The following is a 22,585-nucleotide window of genomic DNA, read 5'->3' as shown; positions in this document are numbered from 1 at the left end:
ATCGTAAGTTATTCTAATTTTCCCCATAGAAAAATCCCCTCCATAGTAAACAGATTAATGTGCTTTCTTTTTACTGTCTACTATAAGGGGATCATATCAAAATGAAAGTCTCTTCTTTAAATAAATATCTATATGGATACAACTTGTTGTTGAATCAGTTTCTTGATGAAAGGGCTAATGTTTTCTGGTAATTGATTCAAGCTGAAAAACTTCACTTCTAAAGATTCCGTGCCATCAGCTTGTAAGATTCCTCCTTTTATTTCTTTGCACATATAAGCAATTGTAATAGGATAAAATTCATCTCCGTTTGGTAACTTTACAAAAAACTGTTCTCCAGAAAAAACTCCTACTAAGTCAAGTTCTCCAATTTCAATGCCTGTTTCTTCGAGAACTTCTCGTCTTCCTGCATCTTCTGTAGATTCACCTAATTCAATAAATCCACCAGGAACACCCCAAACACCGCTTCGTCTTTTCTGGAGTAGAATTTGCCCCTGTTCATTTAGAACAGCTACTGCAACTCCTGCTAAATTAAGTGGACGTGAACCTACAATTTTGCGTAAATCTTCAATATATCCCATGGCTTTTCCTCCAAAAGTAATTATGAATTTAAAATTCCAAATGATGTATTTGAAAGAGTGTAACAGCATTCCTTCATGAAAGGTGATTTTCTTACGCTTTATGAAGGAAATATTTCTAGAAAACCTTAAAATTTCATGTACCATATTGTATGTATAGTCGAAAATGGTGCGTATTCAAAAATAAATAATTACTGTATTGATATATATATCTTCTTTTTTAAATTATAGTATTTAGAAATTTCTTAATGTTATAATGGTAGTTGGTGATGAAGATGAATTATGATGAAAAGGAAATGCGGCGTCTAGGAGCATTGAAAGAAATTGCAGAACTATTAAACGAAGCAACAGACTTACAGGAAATGTTAGAGAAAGTATTACATACACTATTGCAAGTTATGAATTTACAAACAGGCTGGATCTTTTTTATTGATGAAAAAGGAACGCATCGTATGCTTGTTGATAGAAATCTGCCGCCAGCACTCACATGGCAGGAAAAGAAACCGATGTGTGAAGGAGATTGCTGGTGCGTTAACAGATTTGTGAATGGGCGTTTAGAAAAGGCAACAAATATCATTGAGTGTAAGCGAATTGAAGATGCCATTGAATATAACTGGGGAGAGACTGAAGAGATTACGCATCATGCGACAATTCCTCTTCGGGCTGGAGTAGAGAAGTTCGGTCTATTAAATGTTGCTTCCCCTCATAAAATGCATTTTATAGAGGAAGAGCTAGCGTTATTAGAAGCAATTGCATTTCAAATTGGAACGACAATACAACGAATTAGGCTAGTTGAAAAAGAGCGTAAATATGTAGTCGTAGCAGAGCGGAATCGCTTAGCACGTGATTTACATGATTCTGTTAAACAATTGTTATTTTCAATTATGTTAACTGCTAGAGGGACTCTTGATATGACGAGGAACAAAGAACTGCAAGAGATGCTTAGTTACATAGGGGAATTATCACAAGAAGCGTTGCAAGAAATGACGCTGTTAATTTGGCAATTAAGGCCGGAAGGATTAGAAAAAGGGCTTGCAGAAGCAGTGCAGAATTACGGGAAGCTATTAGGCATTCAGGTAGCAATTCGAATTGATGGAGTTATTTCAATTGGCGATGAAATAGAAGAAGTACTGTGGCGTGTGAGCCAAGAAGCATTACATAATTGTAAAAAGCATGCTTCATGTAAAATCGTATCTGTTCATTTGAAAATCGAAAACCAGAAGTTATATTTTCAAATTGTAGATGATGGAATTGGATTTATGAAAGAAAAGGTAAGAGAATCAGCTCTAGGTTTAAAAAGTATGAAGGAACGAATAGAGCTTATGAATGGAACGTTTCGACTAAAAACAGAACCAGGGAAGGGAACGACTATTGAAATTCGATTACCGGTTTGAAAGGAAGAGACACATTGAAAATTAAACTATTGCTTGTAGAAGATCATCATATTGTTCGAAGAGGGCTCGTATTTTTCTTGAAAACGAAAGAAGAATTTGAAATTATAGGGGAAGCAGAGAATGGGGAGGAAGCAGTAGCATTTGTTCAAAAGGAAAGGCCCGATGTTATCTTGATGGATGTATCAATGCCAAAAATGGATGGGATTGAAGCAACAAGGAGGCTGAAACAATATGACGCTTCAATGAAAATCCTTATGTTAACTAGTTTTTCAGAACAAGATTATGTCTTACCAGCACTGGAAGCGGGTGCAGATGGCTATCAATTAAAAGAAGTACAGCCAGATCAACTAGTTGCATCTATTATTGCGGTATATCAAGGAAACACAAATTTCCACCCAAAAGTAACTCCTGCGTTGTTAGGGCGAACGGCAGATAAAAAGGAAAAGCATGATCATTTTTCCGTGCTGACAAAGAGAGAAAAAGAAGTGCTGCGTGAAATTGCGAAAGGAAGAAGTAATAAAGAAATTGCAGTAGAACTTCATATTACAGAGCAAACGGTTAAAACACATGTTTCAAACGTACTGGCTAAATTAGAAGTAGATGATCGAACACAAGCGGCGTTGTATGCGGTGAAACATGGTGTTGTATTGTTGTATAGGGAGGGCCTATGAGCGAGAAAGCTAAATTACAGAAGTATATGTTAAAAATTATCAGAAGCTGAATTTTTTAATGGTGCTGTACTTGTTGCAAAGAATGGGAAAATATTACTAAGTGAAGCATTTGGCAGGGCGAATTTCACATTTGATATTCCGAATACCATTCATACAAAATTTCGAATGGGCTCATTAACAAAGGCATTTACATGCACAGCTAAATGTGTAAAAGTACATAAAAATACCAAATAAAAGTTTTTCTTCGTTCAATAATTTTGTACAATAGAGCTACTATGGAAGGGGACGATACATCATGCCTGGTACAAAAAATGGAATAGGAAAGATTCAAGCGTCATTAAACGGTTTATCGCCGAAACTTCGAGGCATTGCTGAACATATTATGAAGCATCCGCAAGATGTTGTACATAAATCGATTACGGAACTAGCCGAAGTTACGAGTAGTTCAGAGGCAACTATTTTCCGCCTGTGTAAACACCTTGGATTTCAAGGGTTTCAAGATTTAAAAATTACATTAGCTCGTGAAATAGTACACACACCAATGCAAAATATCCATGAAGAAGTATCCGCAGAAGATGATATGGTAACCGTTGCTAAAAAAGTTTTTCATTCGCATATTACAGGGTTGCAAGATACATTACATTTATTAAATGATGCGGCATTAGAAGAATCAATACATGTATTGCAAAGAGCTAAACGTATTGAGTTTTATGGAAATGGTGGATCGGGTATTATTGCAATGGATGCGTATCATAAATTTATGAGAACGGGCATTTCTTGTATTGCTCATGTAGATTCGCATTTTCAAATTATGGGGGCAGGATTACTGACAAAAGAAGCGGTAGTGATTGCAATCTCTCACTCCGGAAGTAATAAAGGATTACTGGAAGCATTAGAAGTAGCGAAATCTAGAGGAGCACGCATAATTGCGATTACAAGCTATCAAAAGTCAGCTCTGAGCCAATTGGCTGACATTACATTATACACTTCGACACGTGAAACAGAATTCCGTACAGAAGCAAGCTCATCACGTTTAGCGCAGCTTAGCTTATTAGATACGTTATATGTAGGGCTGTCATTACAACGACAAGAGGAAACACTACAAAACTTACAAAGTATACGTGAAACCATTTCAATGAAGCGAATATAAAAGCGGTGCGAAAGAGTGCACTGTTTTTATTATTTTCATTTATGAAAAAAATTTTCTTTATATAACTTGATTTAAGAAAAAATATTTTATATACTAATTCATGTAAACGGTTTACTAGATTATATTTTGCTAGAAACGAAGGGAAGATTCAGTATGGAAACAAGGGGGAGAGTAATCGGGATTGATATCGGTACCACAAGTACAAAAGCGGTTGTGTTCACTGAAAGAGGGGAAGTCGTTGCGATGCATGCAATTGATTATCCAATTATTCAACCGAATATAGGATGGGCTGAGCAAGATCCTGATGTAATATGTTCTGCTGTATATAAATCTGTAAGCGTTGCCATCAAGAAGGGTAACGTGCTATCAGAAGATATTTCTTCAATTGGAATTAGTACTGCAATGCATGCATTAATTGCAGTAGATAAAAACGGGTTTCCGTTAACACGATCTATTATTTGGGCGGATAACCGGAGTACCCAGCAAGCCGAGAAATTATTGAAAGATATGAATGGACACGAAATTTATAGACGAACGGGTACACCGATTCATCCGATGTCACCACTATCCAAATTATTATGGATGAAGGAAGAGGAACCAAAGTTGTACGCAAGTACTTATAAGTTTATTTCCATTAAAGAATATCTCATTTATCAATTATTCTCACGCTATGTCGTTGATTATTCGATCGCATCGGCTACAGGTCTATTTAATTTAGAAACATTAAATTGGGATGTAGATGTATTAGAGATGTTACATCTATCGGCGGAACAGTTATCAATTCCTGTGCCAGCAACTTACATTTTAGAAGGAATGAATCCAGAATTAGCTTCAAAAATGGGGATTCGAGCTGATACACCTGTTGTGATAGGGGCTAGTGATGGGGTTCTTGCCAATGTTGGAGTAGGTGCGATATCACCCGGTGAAGCAGCTATAACAATTGGAACAAGTGGCGCGGTTCGAACGATTTCTTCAGACATTAATACGGATGAAAAAGGTAGAACGTTTTGTTATGCACTGACAGATCAGCACTGGGTAGTTGGTGGACCAACGAATAATGGTGGAATTCTACTGAGGTGGCTACGGGATGAATTTGGGAGTCCAGAGCAAGAAGTAGCAAGAAAGTTGGGAATTGATCCATATGACTTATTAATTCAATATGCGGAAAGTGTACCAGCTGGAGCGGATGGATTATTATTTTTACCATTCTTATCTGGTGAACGTGCCCCGCATTGGAATGCAAACGCTCGAGGGACGTTCTTTGGGATCAATCTTCAGCATAAACGAGAACATTTTATCCGTGCTGTAATGGAAGGGGTTTGCATGAGTGTGTATTCTGTAGCACTTGCGATTCGGGATCAGACGGGTCCTCTTTCTGAAATTCGTGTTTCAGGCGGCTTTGCGAAATCAGCTTTTTGGAGACAAATGTTATCCGATATGATGGGGAAAGAATTGCTTGTTCCTGAAAGTCATGAAGCATCGTCACTTGGGGCTGCGGCGCTTGCTTTATATGCAATAGGAAAAATCGATTCACTTGAAGAAGTGAAAGAGTGGATTGAAATTGTACATCACCATGTACCGAATAAAGAAAATACGGCTTTGTATTTAGAAATGTTTTATATGTATGAACGACTTTACAATCGTTTGAAAGAAGAATTTGATTGTATAGCTGCTTTCCAACGTAAATAGTAGGGGGATTGGGAGAAATGGTAGTTGGAATTGTATTAGCGGCTGTTGTCATACTACTTTTACTTATTACAGTAGCGAAATGGCATCCATTTGTCGCATTAATTTTAACAGCAATCGGAGTTGGGCTAGCAATGGGGATGCCCTTGATTGCAACTTCACCAAAAGATCCAGGAATCATTGATTCTATTAAACTAGGTCTTGGTAATACGTTAGGTTTTTTAGCGATTGTTTTAGCGTTAGGAACAATGCTTGGGAAGATGATGGCAGAGTCCGGCGGAGCTGAAAGAATTGCAAATACATTAATAGATCGTTTTGGAACGAAACGCGTTCACTGGGCAATGATGGTTGTTGCATTTTTAGTAGGTATTCCGGTATTTTTCCAAGTGGGCTTTGTTTTATTAATTCCATTGGTGTTTACCATTGCCTTAGAAACAGGAGTTTCACTAATAACGATTGGTATTCCGCTTGTGGCAGGTCTTTCTGTTGTACACGGACTGGTTCCTCCACACCCAGCAGCAATGGCAGCAGTTGGTATTTTTAAAGCTGATGTAGGAAAGACAATTTTATATGCATTAATTGTAGGGCTGCCAACAGCGGTTATTTCAGGACCGCTTTATGGGAAATGGATAGGTGCTCGTATACATAAAGAGGTACCGTTGGACGTGGCAGCACAGCTTGGTGAACGAGATACGAAAAAAGAACTTCCTGGATTCGGCAATACATTATTTACAATTTTACTTCCTGTATTGCTGATGCTTGGTGCATCAGTAGCAGAAATTGCATTAGAAAAATCAAGTCAACTTGCCAAAGCGTTACACTTTATTGGGGATCCTGTAGTTGCCTTACTAATTGCAACGATCTATTCCTTCTTTAGTCTAGGTTATGCAAAAGGGCTTTCGAAAGATAAAGTGTTACAATTTACAAATGATTGTTTAGGACCGATTGCGAATATACTGTTGGTCATAGGTGCGGGTGGTGCATTTAATAAAGTGTTATTAGATTCAGGGATCGGTACCACAATTGCAGAGATGGCAAAAGAATCACACATTTCACCGATATTATTAGGCTGGGGTATTGCGGCGCTTATTCGAGTTGCGACTGGTTCGGCAACAGTTTCAATGATGACAGCTGCGGGTATTGTAGCACCGATTGCAGCAAGTATTCCAGGCGTAAATGTAGAATTATTAGCACTTGCAACAGGAGCAGGATCACTTATTTTATCTCACGTGAATGATTCTGGATTTTGGATGATTAAAGAATACTTCGGAATGACTGTGAAAGAAACGTTATTGACATGGACAGCAATGGAAACCATTCTTTCTGTCGTAGCGCTTGGACTCATTTCGTTATTAAATCTCATTGTATAGAATAGGAGTTTGATTAAGATGAAACTAGGTTTAATTGGATTAGGAAAAATGGGCTTTCCACTAGGAGAGCATTTACATGAAGATCAGCATGATGTAGTTGTATATGATGTAAATAAGGAACTAGTTGAAAAAGCGGAGCAAGCTGGTATTACAGCTCGTTATACATTAAAGGATATGGTAGCGGAATTAGAATCGCCACGCGTTGTTTGGGTTATGGTACCAGCCGGAGAGATTGTTGAATCAGTGTTACATGACTTATATCCATTATTAGAGGAAGGGGATATTGTAATTGAAGGTGGGAACTCCTTCTATAAGGATACATTACGCCGTGCTGAAGAAGCGAATCGTTTTGGCCTTCATTATGTAGATATTGGTACATCAGGTGGTGTAGAAGGTGCGAGGTATGGAGCTTGTCTCATGATAGGCGGAGAAAAAGAAATTTTTGATAAATTAGAACCATTATTTAAAGATTTATCAGTAGAGAATGGCTATTCCTATGCAGGGCGCGTTGGAAGTGGACATTTCTTAAAAATGGTTCATAACGGTATTGAATATGGAATGATGCAAGCAATTGCTGAAGGCTTTGAAGTGCTAGATAAAAGTGATTTTGACTTTAATTATGAAGATGTGGCAAAAGTATGGGCAAACGGATCAGTTATTCGTGGGTGGTTAATGGACTTAACTGAGAAAGCATTTGCCGAGGATCCGAAATTAGATGGAATTAAAGGTGTAATGAATTCTTCAGGAGAAGGAAAATGGACAGTAGAAACAGCACTTGAATTACAAGCATCCGCTCCAGTTATTGCGATGTCATTGTTTATGCGCTACCGTTCTCAAGAAGAGGATACATTCCATGGTAAAGTAGTTTCAGCACTCCGTAACCAGTTTGGTGGACACGCTGTTGTGAAGAATGATTAATTGTTTTAGAAAAAGAAACTTATACGAGAGTATAAGTTTCTTTTTTATTTTGTAAGGAAAAATTGATCGTAATTGTTGCCGTTGTGAAAGGAATCTTGTTGTTTCAATGTTTAAAAGTCAGAATAAATAAAATGAAGTTTTCATAAATAGTAAAAGAGTAGTTAGGCCATCAAAAGAATGAACAATGTAGTGTAAAGGAAACGAAACGAAACGAGTTATAGCAACTGGATTTCGATGTGTAATGGTACATAAAAGTAAAAAGCTATTTAACAAAAATCGAGGTGGTAAAATGGTAAATGAACAAGCAAAAAGTAATATAGAAAAAGAAAAAAAGTTATGTCTTTGCATGATTGTAAAGAATGAGTCGAAAATAATTGAAAGGTGCTTGAATTCAGCTAAGTCAATAATTGACTATGTTTCTATATGTGATACAGGTTCTACTGATCATACACCTGAAATTATTGAAAAATGGTGTGAAGAAAATGAGATACCTGGAACGGTTCACCATGAACCTTTTCGGAATTTTGGTTATAACAGAAGTTTAGCTGTATCATTGGCGCAAGAAACGTATCCAGAGTCAGATTATTTGCTGATCCTAGATGCGGATATGATTTTAGAAGTTACGCCTGATTTTGATAAAGGTAGTTTAACTAAGGATCATTATCTTACAATGCAATATGATATTCATATTAAATATTGGCTTACTCGTTTGCTTAAAACATCTTTACCATGGAAATCTGTGGGGGTAACACATGAATATTGGGATATAGATCGCTCTAAAGTAGGAGCGAATTATTTTACTGCTGTAGATAGATTGGATGATCTCGTTGTGAATGATCAAGGAGATGGTGGCAGTAAGGCTGATAAATTTGAAAGGGATAAGCGGTTATTATTAGAAGGAATACAAGATCCAGCAACTACGCCGGATTTAAAAGTAAGGTATTTGTTTTACTTGGCCCAAAGCTATTTTCACTTAAATGAATTTGAAGAATCAATCAAATGGTATAAGAAAAGGGTTGACGCTGGAGGATGGGCGGAAGAGGTGTTTTATTCGTTATTACGAATAGGATTTTGTTATGAACACTTGGCAAATAGATCATCGTTTAAACATAAGCAGTTGACGAGCCAGAATGAAGACGATCAATCAAAGGTAGATCAATCTGAAATTGATTACTTAATCCAGCAGGAAGAACAGTTTCTTGCATTAGCTATTACTTATTTTCAAGATGCTTGGGAATATAGACCTACTAGAGCAGAGTCTTTATATCAGCTTGCAAGGATATATCGAACGCGATCCCAAAATCATATAGGCTTGATGTATGCATTGCAAGGAAAAGAAATCTCTTTTCCAAAAGAAGACCTTCTTTTTGTTGATTATCATGTGTATGATTATCTTTTTGATTATGAGATTTCCATTTGTGCTTACTATATTGCAAGTAAAAAACATTTAGGTGCAAAGTCCCAAAAATATCTTGAATCTAAAATGAAAGAGCTACCAGTGAATATAGCAAATGTAGTTGAGAGTAATGCGAAATTTTATTAGAAATGGCACCAAATCTGTTTGTTAAAGGGGAAGTGGAGGGATCATGGAATTAATAAGATGGGCTCTAGACCTAGGGGAATCGGTTTATGGTAATACAGCTGAGGAGTTAATACCACTGCTAGATTATTACTATGATCGTGATCATTTGAAGGCCTTTTTTATTGCAGGGCTTCTTCTAGAGATGGATCTACCACAAGGGCACAGAGAAAGAATTGAGTTAAAAAGATGTATATCTGCATACTATGCTGGTCTATATAAGGTGGCAAAAAAATATGCTGATAATTTGTTAACGCAGTATCCTGACGTAGAGTTGTATCAAAATAATGCAAAAGCGATTGACTCGTTTTTTAACAGAGAGTATGATTATTGCCTTTATATATGGCCGCATACGTATGGTAGTTTCATAGATGTTGCTCGCGCTTTAAAGTGGAAATTAGATCAGCAAGGAAAAAAAGCAATTATATCAGAAACTTTATTAGAAAATGCAAAGCATACGGTAATTTTCGGTGCTCATTCATATGTTTATACACCTATGAATATCCCAAAAGATGCAATTATTTATAATTTGGAACAACTATATGATGGCAGCCCTTACGTGAATCCAATTTATCTAACAATATTAAAAAGTAGAGAAATATGGGACTATAGTTCACAGAATATTGCATGGTTAAAAGAGAAAGAATTAGGAACAGAAATTAAACATATGAAGGTGAACTATGCCCCAACATTAAAGTTTAAAACAGATGCATTTACTAATCCCATTTCAGAAGATATTGATGTTCTCTTCATCGGTGCGATTAACGAACGGCGTCAAGTCATTCTTGATCAGTTAAAAACGCTTGCACCGGATTTAAATATTGTTTTTAGGAGTAATGTGTGGGGAATTCCTAGAAATGAACTAATGGCAAGAGCAAAAATTATCTTAAATATTCATTTTTATTTAACAGGAATTCTTGAAACACCAAGAATTTCTCATGCTGTTGCAAATCATAAATTTATCATTTCTGAATCTAGTAATCCAAAAGATGAAGTGGAATGGCCAGGTGTAGTCTTTGTTTCTTATGAAGAGATTGTAGAGACAATTATAAAATATATTAAAATGCCAGGGGAACGTAAAAGTTTAGCGGAAAAAGCTTATAATTATTTTGAAGCACAAGATTCCTTAGGTTTGCAGTAAATAGAAGTAATAACTTACTCATACGAATAGAAAGTCTAAATATAGTTTCCAGAAACTCATACAAAAGTATGAGTTCTTTTTTCTATTCTTCATACTATTTTCTAAAAGATTTTCCCTCTTTTTATTGTGTTTTGTATAGAATTTTCTGTTAATATAAAGGTAGAACTTAAAACAAAGGGGAGAAATAATCATGAAATTGGTCGTAATTAATGGAACACCACGTAAATTTGGTAGAACACGTGTTATTGCAAAATATATTGCAGAACAATTCGAAGGGGAGTTATATGATTTAGCAACGGAAGAATTGCCATTATATAACGGAGAAGAATCACAGCGTGAATTAGAAGCAGTAACAAAATTAAAGAAGCTAGTGAAAGAGGCGGATGGTGTAGTACTCTGTACACCTGAATATCATAATGCAATGAGCGGTGCGCTGAAAAATGCATTAGATTACTTAAGTAGTAGCGAATTTGTTCATAAGCCAGTAGCTTTATTAGCGGTTGCAGGTGGAGGTAAAGGAGGCATTAACGCATTAAATAGTATGCGTATTGTAGCAAGAGGTGTGTATGCCAATGCGATTCCTAAGCAAGTCGTATTAGATGGTCTACATGTACAAAATGGTGAACTTGGAGAAGATGCCAAACCATTAATTCATGATTTAATAAAGGAACTAAAAGGATATATGGGTGTGTATAAAGAGGTGAAGAAGCAATTAGGGGTTGAGGGCTAATAATCAGTGGGGATGAAGAGCCCCCGAATGATAATAGGCTATTGAATGTTTCTGAAAGCTAATAGGGAAGTTGTCTATTGGCTTTCAGAAAGTGTGAGAACGATTTCTTACTTTACATGTAGCTGCTAGATTTATAACGTTATATTTGAATTGAAAGATTAAGAGGCGGGGTTTAATGATTACACATTTCTCAGAATTAAAGTTACAGACAGTATCCATTCAAGGGGTAGAACAAGTTTATGCAGAACGTCTAGGTATTCCAGTTTTATCTAAAGCGGATAGAAAGATAACATTTCAGTTAACTCCACATGTTTCACTGACGTTTGAAGAAGTATATGAACCAATTGCTCCTGCACATTTTGCTTTCCAAGTTTCTTTTTCGAAGTTTTATGAAACAGTAGACTGGATTCGGAAATCAGGTCTTCTTATTATGAAATGGGAAGATGGTCATGATGTTGAAGAAGAAGACGGGAGATTAAATTTATATTTTCGTGATGGAGATGGAAACCTTCTTGAAATTATTGCACATAAGTATATTGCAGAAAATGTTTTAATTCCATACACACCTTTAAACATTTTGTATGTACGAGAAGTGGGGTGTCCGGTAATAAGTGTACCTGTGTATAGAGAGTGGTTAAAATCCAACTTATCCATGAAAACATTTGAAGATGGTGAGATTTTTAACTTTGTGATTGGTGGAACTGCCCATGTTGTTGCAAGCTGGGTGGGGAGAACTTGGATTCCAATTGCAATGAAAGCTTTGCCTCCGAAGATGCATGTTTCATTTGGAACACCGAGCTTACATTTCATACAAAAGGTTGAGCAGCAGCTAAGACAAAGCGATGTACCATGCCATTTTAGTAACAATGAAGTATCATTTGTTCAAGAAGGGTATTCTTTTTCTATACAATATACTCCGCGTTTTAAAGCCGATATTCCCAAAAAATTGAATTTGCCACTTTCTGTTTAAGCGTTATTTTTTAGGATTTTGTTATTAATGGGTGTAGTTCTTATTAAAAAATAGGTGAGGAAGTTCCATCCTCAAGGAACATAAAGGTTACAGCCGAATAGATAGACCAGAGATGAATTGCCATTGGATAAAGAATAGTATTCATAATGTGGGAATCGGGCTAGGTGAATACGATGTTGTCTCAAAGGAGTCTTTTTGGCTCTATTAATTATAAATTTGTACTTGAATTCTAAAAACAGGTACTTTGATGTGTGCTCAAAATATCTGCCCGCTTCCTTCATTCAATTACTATCCACATATTAATGGTTCGGATACATTTCTTCTAAAAAACTTATGGATTGTTTGATTATCGCTTTTAAAACATGAATATCAATGTCTGCTACTTTATTAATATAAATACACGCTTTTCCAGACGTGTGCTTTCCAAAGTTTTTTAATAATTCTTCTCGCTTAGGATTACCGGTTGCAAAATATAAACTAATCTTGGCTTTTCGAGGTGAAAATCCTACTAATGGTGCATCGCCTTCATGACCGGATGCATATTTATAATGGTATGAACCAAATCCAATAATGCTCGGTCCCCACATCTTCGCTGTATGACCTGTTGTTTCAGTAAATATATCTAATAATTCATATGCATTTTCCCGTTTTTTAAGACTGTCAACATTTTCAATAAATTCAATTACACTATTGTTGGTTTCTGTCGTTTTGAGTTTGTACATAATAAGAGTCCCTCCTTTTGGTATATAAATTTTACCACATACGTAATTATAATATAGATTTGGTTTCCTTTAAGTTTTTATTAAAAATCAACATTAAAATTTAACAGAGCTTTCTGTAAAAATCAAATAGAAAGAAGAGGAGAAACTTCCAGTAAATCCATCGTATGACGGGAGCAAAAATACAAAATCTATAAGGGAACCATATAAAAGAGGGTGTGAATCAAAATGGGAAAAACGAAAGCATTAGGATCAGCGAAACATAAAGGTAATCAAACGCAGTGTCATACATCTTCAAAAAAAGCACGAAATCCTCAAAATGCAGGACAACGTAGTCACTAAAAATACTTCTGTCTCCCTTTCTTTTTCTATATAATATAAAGAAAGGGAGTGTAAGCTTATTTATGAACAAATGGATCGTATTTTTAATTTTGTTATTACCACCATTATACATAGTGTATACGACGTTTCGAATGAACAAAGTCGCTCGTGAGAAATTAAGTAATCACTCTCCGTATGTACTGATTCTCGGTGCAAAGTTATTTGGAGATAAACCATCTCTATCTCTTCAAAATCGATTGGACGTAGCTTTAGAGTATTTATACTCTCATCCTGAAGCAAAAGTAATTGTATCAGGTGGGCAAGGAGAAGATGAGGATATTCCCGAAGCGCATAGCATGCGAGACTATTTGATGAAACGAGGTATAAAAGAGAATCGTATTCTGGTGGAAGATCATTCTACAAGTACGTATGAAAATCTAAAGTTTAGTATAGACTTATACGATGTAAAACATGCTGTAGTCGTTAGCAACACCTATCATTTATATCGTACAAAGATTATCGCGAAGCGTTTAGGGATGCGGATGGAAGCGTTGGCTGCACCAACGCCAGTGCGTTCTAAGAAAAAGGCATACATACGTGAATACGCTGCGATTGTGAAAACAATAGTATTCGATCATTAGAGCTCAAGTAAGGGCTCTTTTTTTCATGGAGATAAGCGTATCATTTGAAAAGAAGGCTAGATTCCATCAAAATAAAAGAAACAACAATAAGGGAGTTGTATTTGTGATTCGATTTGATCATGTGTCAAAAGCATATGAAGATGGTACCAAGGCAGTAGATTCGTTACATTTAGAAATTAAAAAAGGAGAATTTTTTGTTCTCATTGGTCCGAGTGGGTGCGGGAAAACGACAACGATGAAAATGATTAATCGTTTAATTGAAACGACAGAGGGATCAATTTCTATCGATGGGAAAGATATTCAAGACTATAACATTCATGAATTACGCTGGGATATTGGATATGTATTACAGCAAATTGCTTTGTTTCCCCATATGACAATTGCTGAAAATATTGCAATTGTGCCTGAAATGAGGAAATGGGGCAAAGAGAGAGTTAGAGAACGTGTGGATGAGTTACTTGATATGGTTGGATTAGATCCAGATGTATATAGGAACCGGATGCCTGATGAGTTATCTGGTGGACAGAAGCAGCGTGTTGGAGTTGTACGAGCGCTAGCTGCTAATCCGAAGATTGTTCTTATGGATGAACCATTTAGTGCGCTAGATCCATTAAGTCGTGAACAGCTGCAAAAGGATATTGTGAAACTACAGAAAAAAATTCAAAAAACAATTGTGTTTGTCACTCATGATATGCAAGAAGCGTTAACACTTGGCGATCGTATTTGTGTGATGAAAAAAGGAAAAATTGTTCAATTAGATACACCAGAAGGAATCATACATAACCCTGCAAATGATTTTGTAGAGGAGTTTATTGGAAATCGTGTTCGCCCTTGGTATGAAGGTAAGAGCATTGAAGATGTGCTGCCACTTGAGATGGATAGACAAGTTGAAAATAATGTGTTACCGCTCTCTATACATGCTTCACTACAAGATGCGTTGATTCGTTTGGAAGCAGAAGACTTTGTGCCAATTGAAAGAGATGGAAAATACGCTGGGACATTAACGAGCCGTCACATTGTGAATTACATAGCTAGACAAATGAAGGAGAGGGAATAAATCGTGTCCGCCTTATTACAAACGTTTCAGGAACGAAAATTAGAATTACTTAGTGCGCTGACGGAGCACCTGCAAATTTCACTTATTTCGTTATTCTTTGCGGTAATGATTGCGGTCCCGCTCGGCATCTTGTTAACGAGAAGAGAGCGAATTGCTGAATTTGTTATAGGAACATCTGCTGTTATGCAAACGATCCCTTCTTTGGCCTTACTGGGTCTTTTAATTCCACTCGTTGGTATCGGTAAGGTGCCAGCGATTATTGCCTTAGTTGTGTATGCGTTATTACCTATTTTACGAAATACTTATACGGGAATTCGTAAGCTAGATGAATCTCTTATTGAAGCCGCTAGAGCAATGGGAATGAATAGCTGGAGGAGACTATGGAAAGTAGAACTTCCATTGGCATTACCAATTATTATGGCTGGGATTCGTACGGCAATGGTATTAATCGTGGGAACAGCGACGTTAGCTGCTTTAATAGGAGCTGGTGGGCTTGGGAAACTGATTCTACTTGGGATAGATCGAAATGATCATGCTCTTATCGTTTTAGGGGCGATACCAGCGGCATTGTTAGCCTTATTCTTTGATGGGGTACTTCGGATGTTTGAAAGTACAAAGCCCTCTCCTAAGCGTGTAATAGGGGCTGTGTGTATTACAGCTGTTGTTATAGCGGCACCATTTCTTTGGAATACGCAAAAAAAAGATATTGTAATCGCTGGAAAACTTGGATCTGAACCGGAAATTCTCATTCAAATGTATAAACAGCTTATTGAACAAGATACAGATTTACATGTAGAATTGAAACCAGGTCTTGGGAAGACAGCATTTGTATTTGAGGCTTTACAATCGGGGGAAATTGATGTGTATCCTGAATTTTCAGGAACAGCTTTATCTACCTTTGTGAAAGAAAAGCCAAAGAGCACGGATCGTAAAGAGGTATATGAACAAGCACGTATAGGGATGGAAAAGAAATATCATATGACAATGTTAAAACCAATGCAATATAACAATACATATACACTGGCAATGCCTAAAAAAGTGGCAGAGCAGTATCATGTAAAAACAATTTCCGACTTAAGAAATATTTCTGCGAACGTTAAGGCAGGATTTACTTTAGAATTTGCAGATCGAGAAGATGGTTATAAGGGATTGCAAAAATTGTATGATTTTCAGTTTGCAAATGTAAAAACGATGGAACCGAAATTACGTTATAGTGCAATAAAATCAGATGATGTTACTATCATTGATGCCTATTCTACGGATAGTGAACTTGAACAATATGGACTAAAGGTGTTAGAAGATGATAAGGGACTATTTCCTCCTTATCAAGGAGCTCCACTAGTAAGAAAAGAAACGATTGAGAAGTATCCTGATCTTGAAAAGGTGTTGAATAAACTTGCTGGAAAGATTTCAGATGAAGATATGCGGAAAATGAATTATGAAGTTAATGTAAATGGGGAAAGTGCAGAAAAAGTAGCAAAACAATTTTTACAAAAAGAACAGCTTATTCATTAAAATTTACAGAAAATATACAATTAAATTTCTGAAAAATGACCGTTCATTATAAAATGACCGGTTTTTTTTGTGTATACTTATACATTTTTTCAAAAAAGTATTCCCTTTTTACTCATTTTCTTTTAGAATAAGTAATGTTTTCCTGCAAAAATATAATAGAAACACCTATTAGAGAAAAAGGTGACTTTAATAGTTGAACAAATGAACATAACACCTAGAATGACAGATGGGGTGGTACCGATAGAAAAGAAATTAGGATTTTTTCCATTAATCGCACTAGTAGTAGGAACAATGGTTGGTGGTGGAGTTTTCAGCTTACCACATGATTTAGCAGTTGGCGCAAATAGTGGCGCAACAATAATCGGATGGTGTATTACAGCAATGGGGATGATTCCACTTGCGCTTGTATATCAAACATTAGCAAGACAAAAGCCAGAGCTTGAAGGTGGAATTTATAGTTATGCAAGGGCTGGATTTGGTGAATATGTTGGCTTTAATAGTGCATGGGGATACTGGCTTGCTGGTATTTTAGGAAACGTAGCAACGATTATGCTATTGTTTAGTACGCTTGGATATTTCTTCCCTATATTTAAAGGGGGAAATAACGTTGCGTCCATTGTTGGTGCATCCCTCTTATTATGGACACTTCACTTCCTTATTTTAATTGGAATTCGTGAGGCATCTATTATGAACTTTATTGCAACAATTGGAAAACTAGTTCCGATTTTATTATTTATTGTAGTTATGGTTACAGCATTTCGCTGGGATATATTCACGCAAGATTTTTGGGGAGAGGGAACAATTTCTATTTCTTCTGTCCTTGGTCAAGTGAAAAATACAATGCTTGTTACACTTTGGGTGTTTATCGGGGTGGAAGGAGCGGTTGTATTATCAGGAAGGGCAAAAAATAGCCGTGATGTTGGGAAAGCAACGGTTCTTGGATTAATTTTAGTCATGTCCATTTATATTTTAATTTCTGTTCTTTCCATGGGAGCTATGACGAGACAGGAGCTTTCTGTTTTAGAGACGCCTTCAATGGGACATGTCTTAGAACACGTTGTTGGACGTTGGGGTGCGATTGCAATTAATATTGGATTAGTTGCTTCACTAGTAGGGACATTAATAGGTTGGTTCCTACTCGTTTCCGAAATTTCTCATGTAGCAGGAAAAGATGGAGTATTTCCGAAAATCTTTACGAAAACAAATAAAAAACAGACGCCGCATGCCGCGTTATGGATTTCAAATATTGTTGCACAGACGATATTTATTATTGTTCTATTTTCGCAATCAACGTATCAAATTATGTACTTTATTGCATCTACGTCTATTTTACTACCGTACTTATTATCGGCACTTTATCAACTGAAATTAGTTGTTACAAAGGAACTGAAACAGGCAAGACTGAAAAATGGGTTACTAGCTTTAATAGCATCTGTATATTCTGTATGGTTAATTTATGCAGCAGGCTTAAAGAACTTATTACTTGTTTCAATTGTATATGGCATTGGACTTGTTGTTTATATATTTGCTCGAAAAGAAAAAGGAAATCGTTGTTTTTCAGGCATGGAGAGATATGTCATGGGCGTCATTTTGATTGCAGCGGCAGTATCACTTTATATGCTTGTTACAGGTAATATAGAAATGTAAAAAAGTCCTCTTGAAGGACTTTTTTTGTTTTGATTACAAGGATTTTGACTTTATTTACAGAATATCTAATATATAGGATGTTTAGGAGGGATGAGAATGGAAGAAAAAGAACAGTTATTAAGAATTATGGAATTAGCAAGTGATTTACGAAAAGTATTGGTACAAGAATCATTTTTTAATCATCATCCCGAACTAAGGGGAGCAGTTGAAAATTTAGCTGGTTCTGTGGAGACTTTAGCGAATTTACAACATAATAAAGATGAAAATGCCGAGGATAAATTGCGATATGTACTCGCTAAAATGAAAATTGCTCACAATGCTATTATGCAAGAGAAAAAAGCTTTTCCTTCTCATTAATATAAGTTTCACTTTTGTAACCTGACAGAGAAAGTCAGGTTTTTTTGTTTCTAGTTTTCTTTGGCAGTTCATACAATAAGAACAGTATGAAAAAAGAAGGTGAGTGTGTTGAAGCTACAAAAAGCTCTTCATTCGAGTTTTATAAAGCGGATGTACCACATGAGATTTCTTGGGAAGTTTGTAGAAGGTACGGAGGAGAAAGAGAAAGGGACTTTTTTTGTACAGTGCCTTTCTCCGATGCCTTCAATTTTGCAATCACAATTTGCAGGTGGATCCTATTTGTTTGAAGGATTATATAACAACAAAAAAAATGCGAAAATCTTTGTTGATTTGAAGAAAAAAAAGTTAGAAAGACAATTGGTATTGTTTCGGCTTTATTATGAAAGAGGAAATTTGTACGTTGAATTAATATGTACGGAACAGAGGGAAACTTTAGATGAATATAAGATCATCCCGTCACCAAAGTTATCGGGATATAAAAAAAGAGAAGTTTTAGAAAAGAAGCTCGGTAATGGCTACTTGTCTATTTTAATGCCTAAATTTCCACAAGATTTTGATGTTCCAGAGTTAATTTGGCATGAGGGGAGGTTATATGGGAATTTATCATTAAAATCGTCTGTTAGTTCAATTGCGTATTGTGAGCAAAAAAAGGATTGTAAATATATTGAGATTGATGATTGGGCCCAGTATATAGAATTAGGTGTAGAGGATCATTTATATTTTGTAAGAGAAAGTGTGTATGAGCAGCTTGTAAGACGAATCGCAGAAGAGGGAAAACAGGTTGAAGTAATTGATATAAAAAGTCAGAAAGAAGATCAAGAAGGGGATGATTCTGAATCTTCTTTTTTACAGTATGTACAGGATATAGTTTCTAATAAAGGTTTATATTTAGATGCAACAGATATCTTTAATTTTCATATTAGTGTTAAGACAAATCTTTTAACCATCCTCTCTGGTATACCCGGAAGTGGAAAATCACGTTTTGTGCAAGCATATGCGGAAGCACTTGGGTTGAATTATGGAGAAGAACTCATATGGATTCCTATATCACCATCGTATCAAGAGCCACATGATATACTAGGCTATCTTCATCCAAATGGAACATTTATTGAAAGTGAAACAAAGTTAGTTCGAGCATTATTAAAAGCAAAGGAAAATCCGAATCAGCTATATATGATTGTATTTGATGAGATGAATATGTCACATATTGAGCATTGGTTCACACCATTTTTATCTATTCTTCAATTAGAAAAGAAAGATCGAATCCTTACTTTATATGAGGAAGTTTCTGAAAAGAAAAATTCAATCCCGCCTCAAATTGAAATTGGTGAAAATATTATTTTTATCGGGACCATCAATTTTGATGAAACGACGAAAGAATTATCTGATCGCTTATTAGATCGAACAAATCTCATCACACTGCAAAAGATCCCATTTTGTGAAATGAATATGAAACAAGATAAAGGTATACAAATGCCGCCCCTACAAATAACAACGGGAGAATTTCGTATGAATTGGTTACGCAATAAAGCAATGATTGATATATTTTCAGAAGAAGAATTAGAATTATTAGATAAATTACATGACGTACTGTCATCACACGATATATCGAAAGGTATTTCTTTTCGGTGTGCTGCTGCAATTGCTACTTATTTGCAAAATATACCTCTTCAAAATAATCAATCTTATATGATTAGCCGGGAAGAAGGATTCGACCTACAAATAAGGCAACGTGTATTAACAAAATTACGTGGGACAGAAATGACAATTGGTTCACTTTTCTATGAAGAAGAAAAGAAAGGAGCAATGCTTATCCCATTATTGCAGTCGCCGCTTGCAAATTGCGTTTCGACATTTGAGCATTCGTTAGCCTATATAAGACAAAAGCGGCGTGAATTGGAGTTGTATGGATATGCAAAATGAGGAGTGGAATGAAACGGAAATCGTAGACACAAGTGAGAAGCTCCCATTTGTATTAAAATTAAGTGTCGGGACAGAGGGAAAGGGAGATTTTATTTTTTTGAATCGCCTCTGTACTTCTGCTGTAGCGATGACGCAGTGTGTTTATAAAGTACAGGAATTAAAACCATTACGCCTGTATTTACATTATCAAAAACCAATTCATATTACATTTACCTGGAATAAAGTATATGAGGGACAAAAAAATGTAAAAGAATCGCAATACGAATTGCATGAAAAACACCAAAGAGTATTAGTATATGAACATGGAAAGACTGATTTTTTTTATCCATGGCGCTGTGGTTTATATCACTTCGAGGTACGAGTGGAAGAAGATATATACTACGGGGCGTTTCAAATTGTTCCTAAAAATTTTGTTGATGAGCAGTTTGAAATGATCCAAGATTATGTAAAATCGATTTTGAATGAACTGATTATAGATCGAGGTTATTATAAAAAGACATTTTCAGCGCTTAGTGATATTGAAGATTCTTCTCATTTAATGTTGCTTCGTATGCTTCCACAAAAAATGAAAAAAATAAAGCAGATTTATAAGAAGGTGGAAGCAAATACGAAATATATAAATAGATATAGTTGGGAGAAGAAAGAACGAAAACCAACGAGGAAAAGTATGATTATAAGTGAAAGAAAACCTTATGCAAAGTATTATAACCGCAGATTTATTGAACAAAAAAATAGCTTAGAAAATGCTTTTCTTAAATTTAAAACGAAACAATTTTATCAATATTTACTTGAGGCACAGAGTTTTTTGCAAGGGACAATTGAAATATTAGAAGGAACAAAGTACACGAAAAAAGAAGAATACCAAGCTGTGAAAACAATTATGCAAACTATTGAACGTAATGGGTCTGTTACGGATAAGGAAAAGCAAAAATACCGAAATATACATTTGCTCAAAGAAGCGGATTTACGAAAAAATTCTGTGAAAATACAAGAATATAAAATACTATATCGTATCGTACAACAAAGTGCACAATATTTTCGGGAGTTGTTGCACTCACCATTTTGGAGAGAAGTTTCCGAAAAAACCAATATTACTTTACATGCTCTTCCTGTTACCCACAGGCAACTGTTATATCATTTAGAATTGTTACCCCATTATAATCAGCAATCTCCGGCTTTTTTATTTGTATATAAACCAACATTTTTAGTCTATGAGTATTATGCCTTTTTCACGGTCATTTCTATATTACAGCGACTAGGATTTGTAGATAGCATTCCGCTTCGTGAGCAAATCCAGAAATATTTTTATTTAGATGGTCTACAAGATGGAACGACAGTTGTTTTACAGCGTGAAGACTTTCAGATACATGTAGCATTTAATGATCTTATTGAAACACATCCACTTATTGCACTTAGTAAAGGAAGTCATTTTTATAATGGAGAGGATACGAAAAAACCAGACATTCGCTTAGATTGTTTTATGAAACAAGGAGAAAACTATGAATATAAATCATCTATTATTATTGAAGTGAAATATAGCCCTATGTACAATATTTTTCAGCCCGTTGGTAATACGAAAGCAACTGAACAAATGTATAAATACTGGTCAATTAAATATGTAGAGGAACAAGATGGAAAACGTATCTTTCACCGAAGGGCAATTCATGAGGTGATTTGTGTATATCCAGGAAGTCATATGCATGGTAAAAAAATTGAAGCGGGTTGTGGTGTTTTTTTGCAATTGTATCCCTATAAAACGAAGCAAGGTGAAGAAAAATTGGCTGGTAAGCAGGGGTTTGTACAAATTTTCGAGAAATGGTTAAAAAATAGTATGATATAAAAAGAAATCCTTTTGACGGAAAGGGTTTCTTTTTTATGAGTTGAGCACAGTATGGTACTATTGTGTGAAAGGTATAAATATAGAGGAAGGAATATAGTAATGAAGAAAGCCCCCACTGATTAAAGTTTCACTTTATAGGAACAGTTGGTTTGACTACTGGTGCAGATGGTGGAATCGAGGGATATGTAGCCTTTGGATTTGGTGTGATTGGTTGGATCTCCATGTTAATTTTTGCTATATTTGTTACAAGAGGGAAGAAGATATAATATGATTAGTAAGAAGAAAGTTTATTGTAAAGATAGAGATGTTATGAAATAGGTAATATGAATGATAGTCATGTTGCCTTATTTCTGTTTACGTATAATTTACAGTGAATGATGA

20 protein-coding genes are annotated in these 22,585 nt (G+C 35.7%); 18 read left to right on the top strand and 2 right to left on the bottom strand.

What is annotated here, in order from left to right:
* Positions 1-128 precede the first annotated feature (128 nt).
* Positions 129-578, bottom strand: coding sequence for an NUDIX hydrolase (locus AZF08_RS26040; RefSeq protein WP_033674932.1), 450 nt, complete (start codon positions 576-578; stop codon positions 129-131).
* Positions 579-850: 272 nt separating this feature from the next.
* Here AZF08_RS26040 and AZF08_RS26035 point away from each other — a divergent pair, with 272 nt between their 5' ends.
* The 11 genes from AZF08_RS26035 (at position 851) to AZF08_RS25990 (ending at position 12,184) form a co-directional block, all read left to right on the top strand.
* Entirely contained in the window at positions 851-1,969 is a 1,119-nt protein-coding gene (locus tag AZF08_RS26035; protein ID WP_033674931.1) for a GAF domain-containing sensor histidine kinase, read from the top strand.
* 14 nt (positions 1,970-1,983) lie between these two features.
* Positions 1,984-2,640, top strand: a complete 657-nt coding sequence (locus tag AZF08_RS26030; protein ID WP_033674930.1) for a response regulator — start codon at positions 1,984-1,986, stop codon at positions 2,638-2,640.
* 90 nt (positions 2,641-2,730) lie between these two features.
* The gene (locus tag AZF08_RS31650) at positions 2,731-2,874 is read left to right on the top strand and encodes a beta-lactamase family protein (protein ID WP_235190045.1); all 144 of its coding nucleotides are present in this window, start codon (positions 2,731-2,733) and stop codon (positions 2,872-2,874) included.
* Positions 2,875-2,935: 61 nt separating this feature from the next.
* Entirely contained in the window at positions 2,936-3,790 is an 855-nt protein-coding gene (locus tag AZF08_RS26025; RefSeq protein ID WP_033674929.1) for a MurR/RpiR family transcriptional regulator, read from the top strand.
* 153 nt (positions 3,791-3,943) lie between these two features.
* Entirely contained in the window at positions 3,944-5,479 is a 1,536-nt protein-coding gene (gntK, locus tag AZF08_RS26020) for a gluconokinase (protein WP_033674928.1), read from the top strand.
* A gap of 17 nt (positions 5,480-5,496) precedes the next feature.
* Entirely contained in the window at positions 5,497-6,846 is a 1,350-nt protein-coding gene (locus AZF08_RS26015; RefSeq protein WP_033674927.1) for a GntP family permease, read from the top strand.
* A gap of 18 nt (positions 6,847-6,864) precedes the next feature.
* Positions 6,865-7,764, top strand: coding sequence for a phosphogluconate dehydrogenase (NAD(+)-dependent, decarboxylating) (gnd, locus tag AZF08_RS26010; protein ID WP_033674926.1), 900 nt, complete (start codon positions 6,865-6,867; stop codon positions 7,762-7,764).
* Between the two features lie 289 nt (positions 7,765-8,053).
* Positions 8,054-9,307 (top strand): glycosyltransferase, encoded by a 1,254-nt coding sequence (locus tag AZF08_RS26005; RefSeq protein WP_033674925.1) that lies wholly within the window; start codon positions 8,054-8,056, stop codon positions 9,305-9,307.
* Between the two features lie 43 nt (positions 9,308-9,350).
* The gene (locus tag AZF08_RS26000; RefSeq protein WP_033674924.1) at positions 9,351-10,484 is read left to right on the top strand and encodes a CgeB family protein; all 1,134 of its coding nucleotides are present in this window, start codon (positions 9,351-9,353) and stop codon (positions 10,482-10,484) included.
* A 190-nt stretch (positions 10,485-10,674) separates the two neighbouring features.
* Positions 10,675-11,214, top strand: coding sequence for an NADPH-dependent FMN reductase (locus AZF08_RS25995; protein ID WP_033674923.1), 540 nt, complete (start codon positions 10,675-10,677; stop codon positions 11,212-11,214).
* A 175-nt stretch (positions 11,215-11,389) separates the two neighbouring features.
* Positions 11,390-12,184: a VOC family protein gene (locus tag AZF08_RS25990; RefSeq protein WP_033674922.1), complete on the top strand. Its 795-nt coding sequence runs from the start codon at positions 11,390-11,392 to the stop codon at positions 12,182-12,184.
* 299 nt (positions 12,185-12,483) lie between these two features.
* Here the strand turns inward: AZF08_RS25990 and AZF08_RS25985 are convergent, their stop codons facing one another.
* Positions 12,484-12,906 (bottom strand): DUF1801 domain-containing protein, encoded by a 423-nt coding sequence (locus AZF08_RS25985; RefSeq protein ID WP_033674921.1) that lies wholly within the window; start codon positions 12,904-12,906, stop codon positions 12,484-12,486.
* A gap of 401 nt (positions 12,907-13,307) precedes the next feature.
* Here AZF08_RS25985 and AZF08_RS25980 point away from each other — a divergent pair, with 401 nt between their 5' ends.
* From AZF08_RS25980 to AZF08_RS25950, 7 genes are all read left to right on the top strand, one after another.
* Positions 13,308-13,865, top strand: a complete 558-nt coding sequence (locus tag AZF08_RS25980; RefSeq protein WP_033674920.1) for a YdcF family protein — start codon at positions 13,308-13,310, stop codon at positions 13,863-13,865.
* Positions 13,866-13,968: 103 nt separating this feature from the next.
* A complete protein-coding gene (locus AZF08_RS25975) occupies positions 13,969-14,922 on the top strand; it encodes an ABC transporter ATP-binding protein (protein WP_033674919.1) in 954 nt (317 codons plus the stop codon).
* Between the two features lie 3 nt (positions 14,923-14,925).
* Positions 14,926-16,437, top strand: a complete 1,512-nt coding sequence (locus AZF08_RS25970; protein ID WP_033674918.1) for an ABC transporter permease/substrate-binding protein — start codon at positions 14,926-14,928, stop codon at positions 16,435-16,437.
* A gap of 219 nt (positions 16,438-16,656) precedes the next feature.
* Complete coding sequence (locus AZF08_RS25965; protein ID WP_033674944.1) at positions 16,657-18,084, top strand: basic amino acid/polyamine antiporter; 1,428 nt, start codon at positions 16,657-16,659, stop codon at positions 18,082-18,084.
* 96 nt (positions 18,085-18,180) lie between these two features.
* The gene (locus AZF08_RS25960) at positions 18,181-18,441 is read left to right on the top strand and encodes a hypothetical protein (RefSeq protein ID WP_033674917.1); all 261 of its coding nucleotides are present in this window, start codon (positions 18,181-18,183) and stop codon (positions 18,439-18,441) included.
* Between the two features lie 108 nt (positions 18,442-18,549).
* Complete coding sequence (locus AZF08_RS25955; RefSeq protein ID WP_033674916.1) at positions 18,550-20,364, top strand: AAA family ATPase; 1,815 nt, start codon at positions 18,550-18,552, stop codon at positions 20,362-20,364.
* Complete coding sequence (locus AZF08_RS25950) at positions 20,354-22,204, top strand: hypothetical protein (protein ID WP_033674915.1); 1,851 nt, start codon at positions 20,354-20,356, stop codon at positions 22,202-22,204. The genes AZF08_RS25955 and AZF08_RS25950 overlap by 11 nt, the downstream gene beginning before the upstream one ends.
* The last annotated feature ends 381 nt before the right edge of the window (positions 22,205-22,585 follow it).

This window comes from Bacillus gaemokensis (assembly GCF_001590835.1).
Lineage (GTDB): Bacteria > Bacillota > Bacilli > Bacillales > Bacillaceae_G > Bacillus_A > Bacillus_A gaemokensis.
The sequence above is the reverse complement of the archived record's forward strand: the minus strand, read 5'-3'. Positions and strand labels throughout refer to the sequence as shown.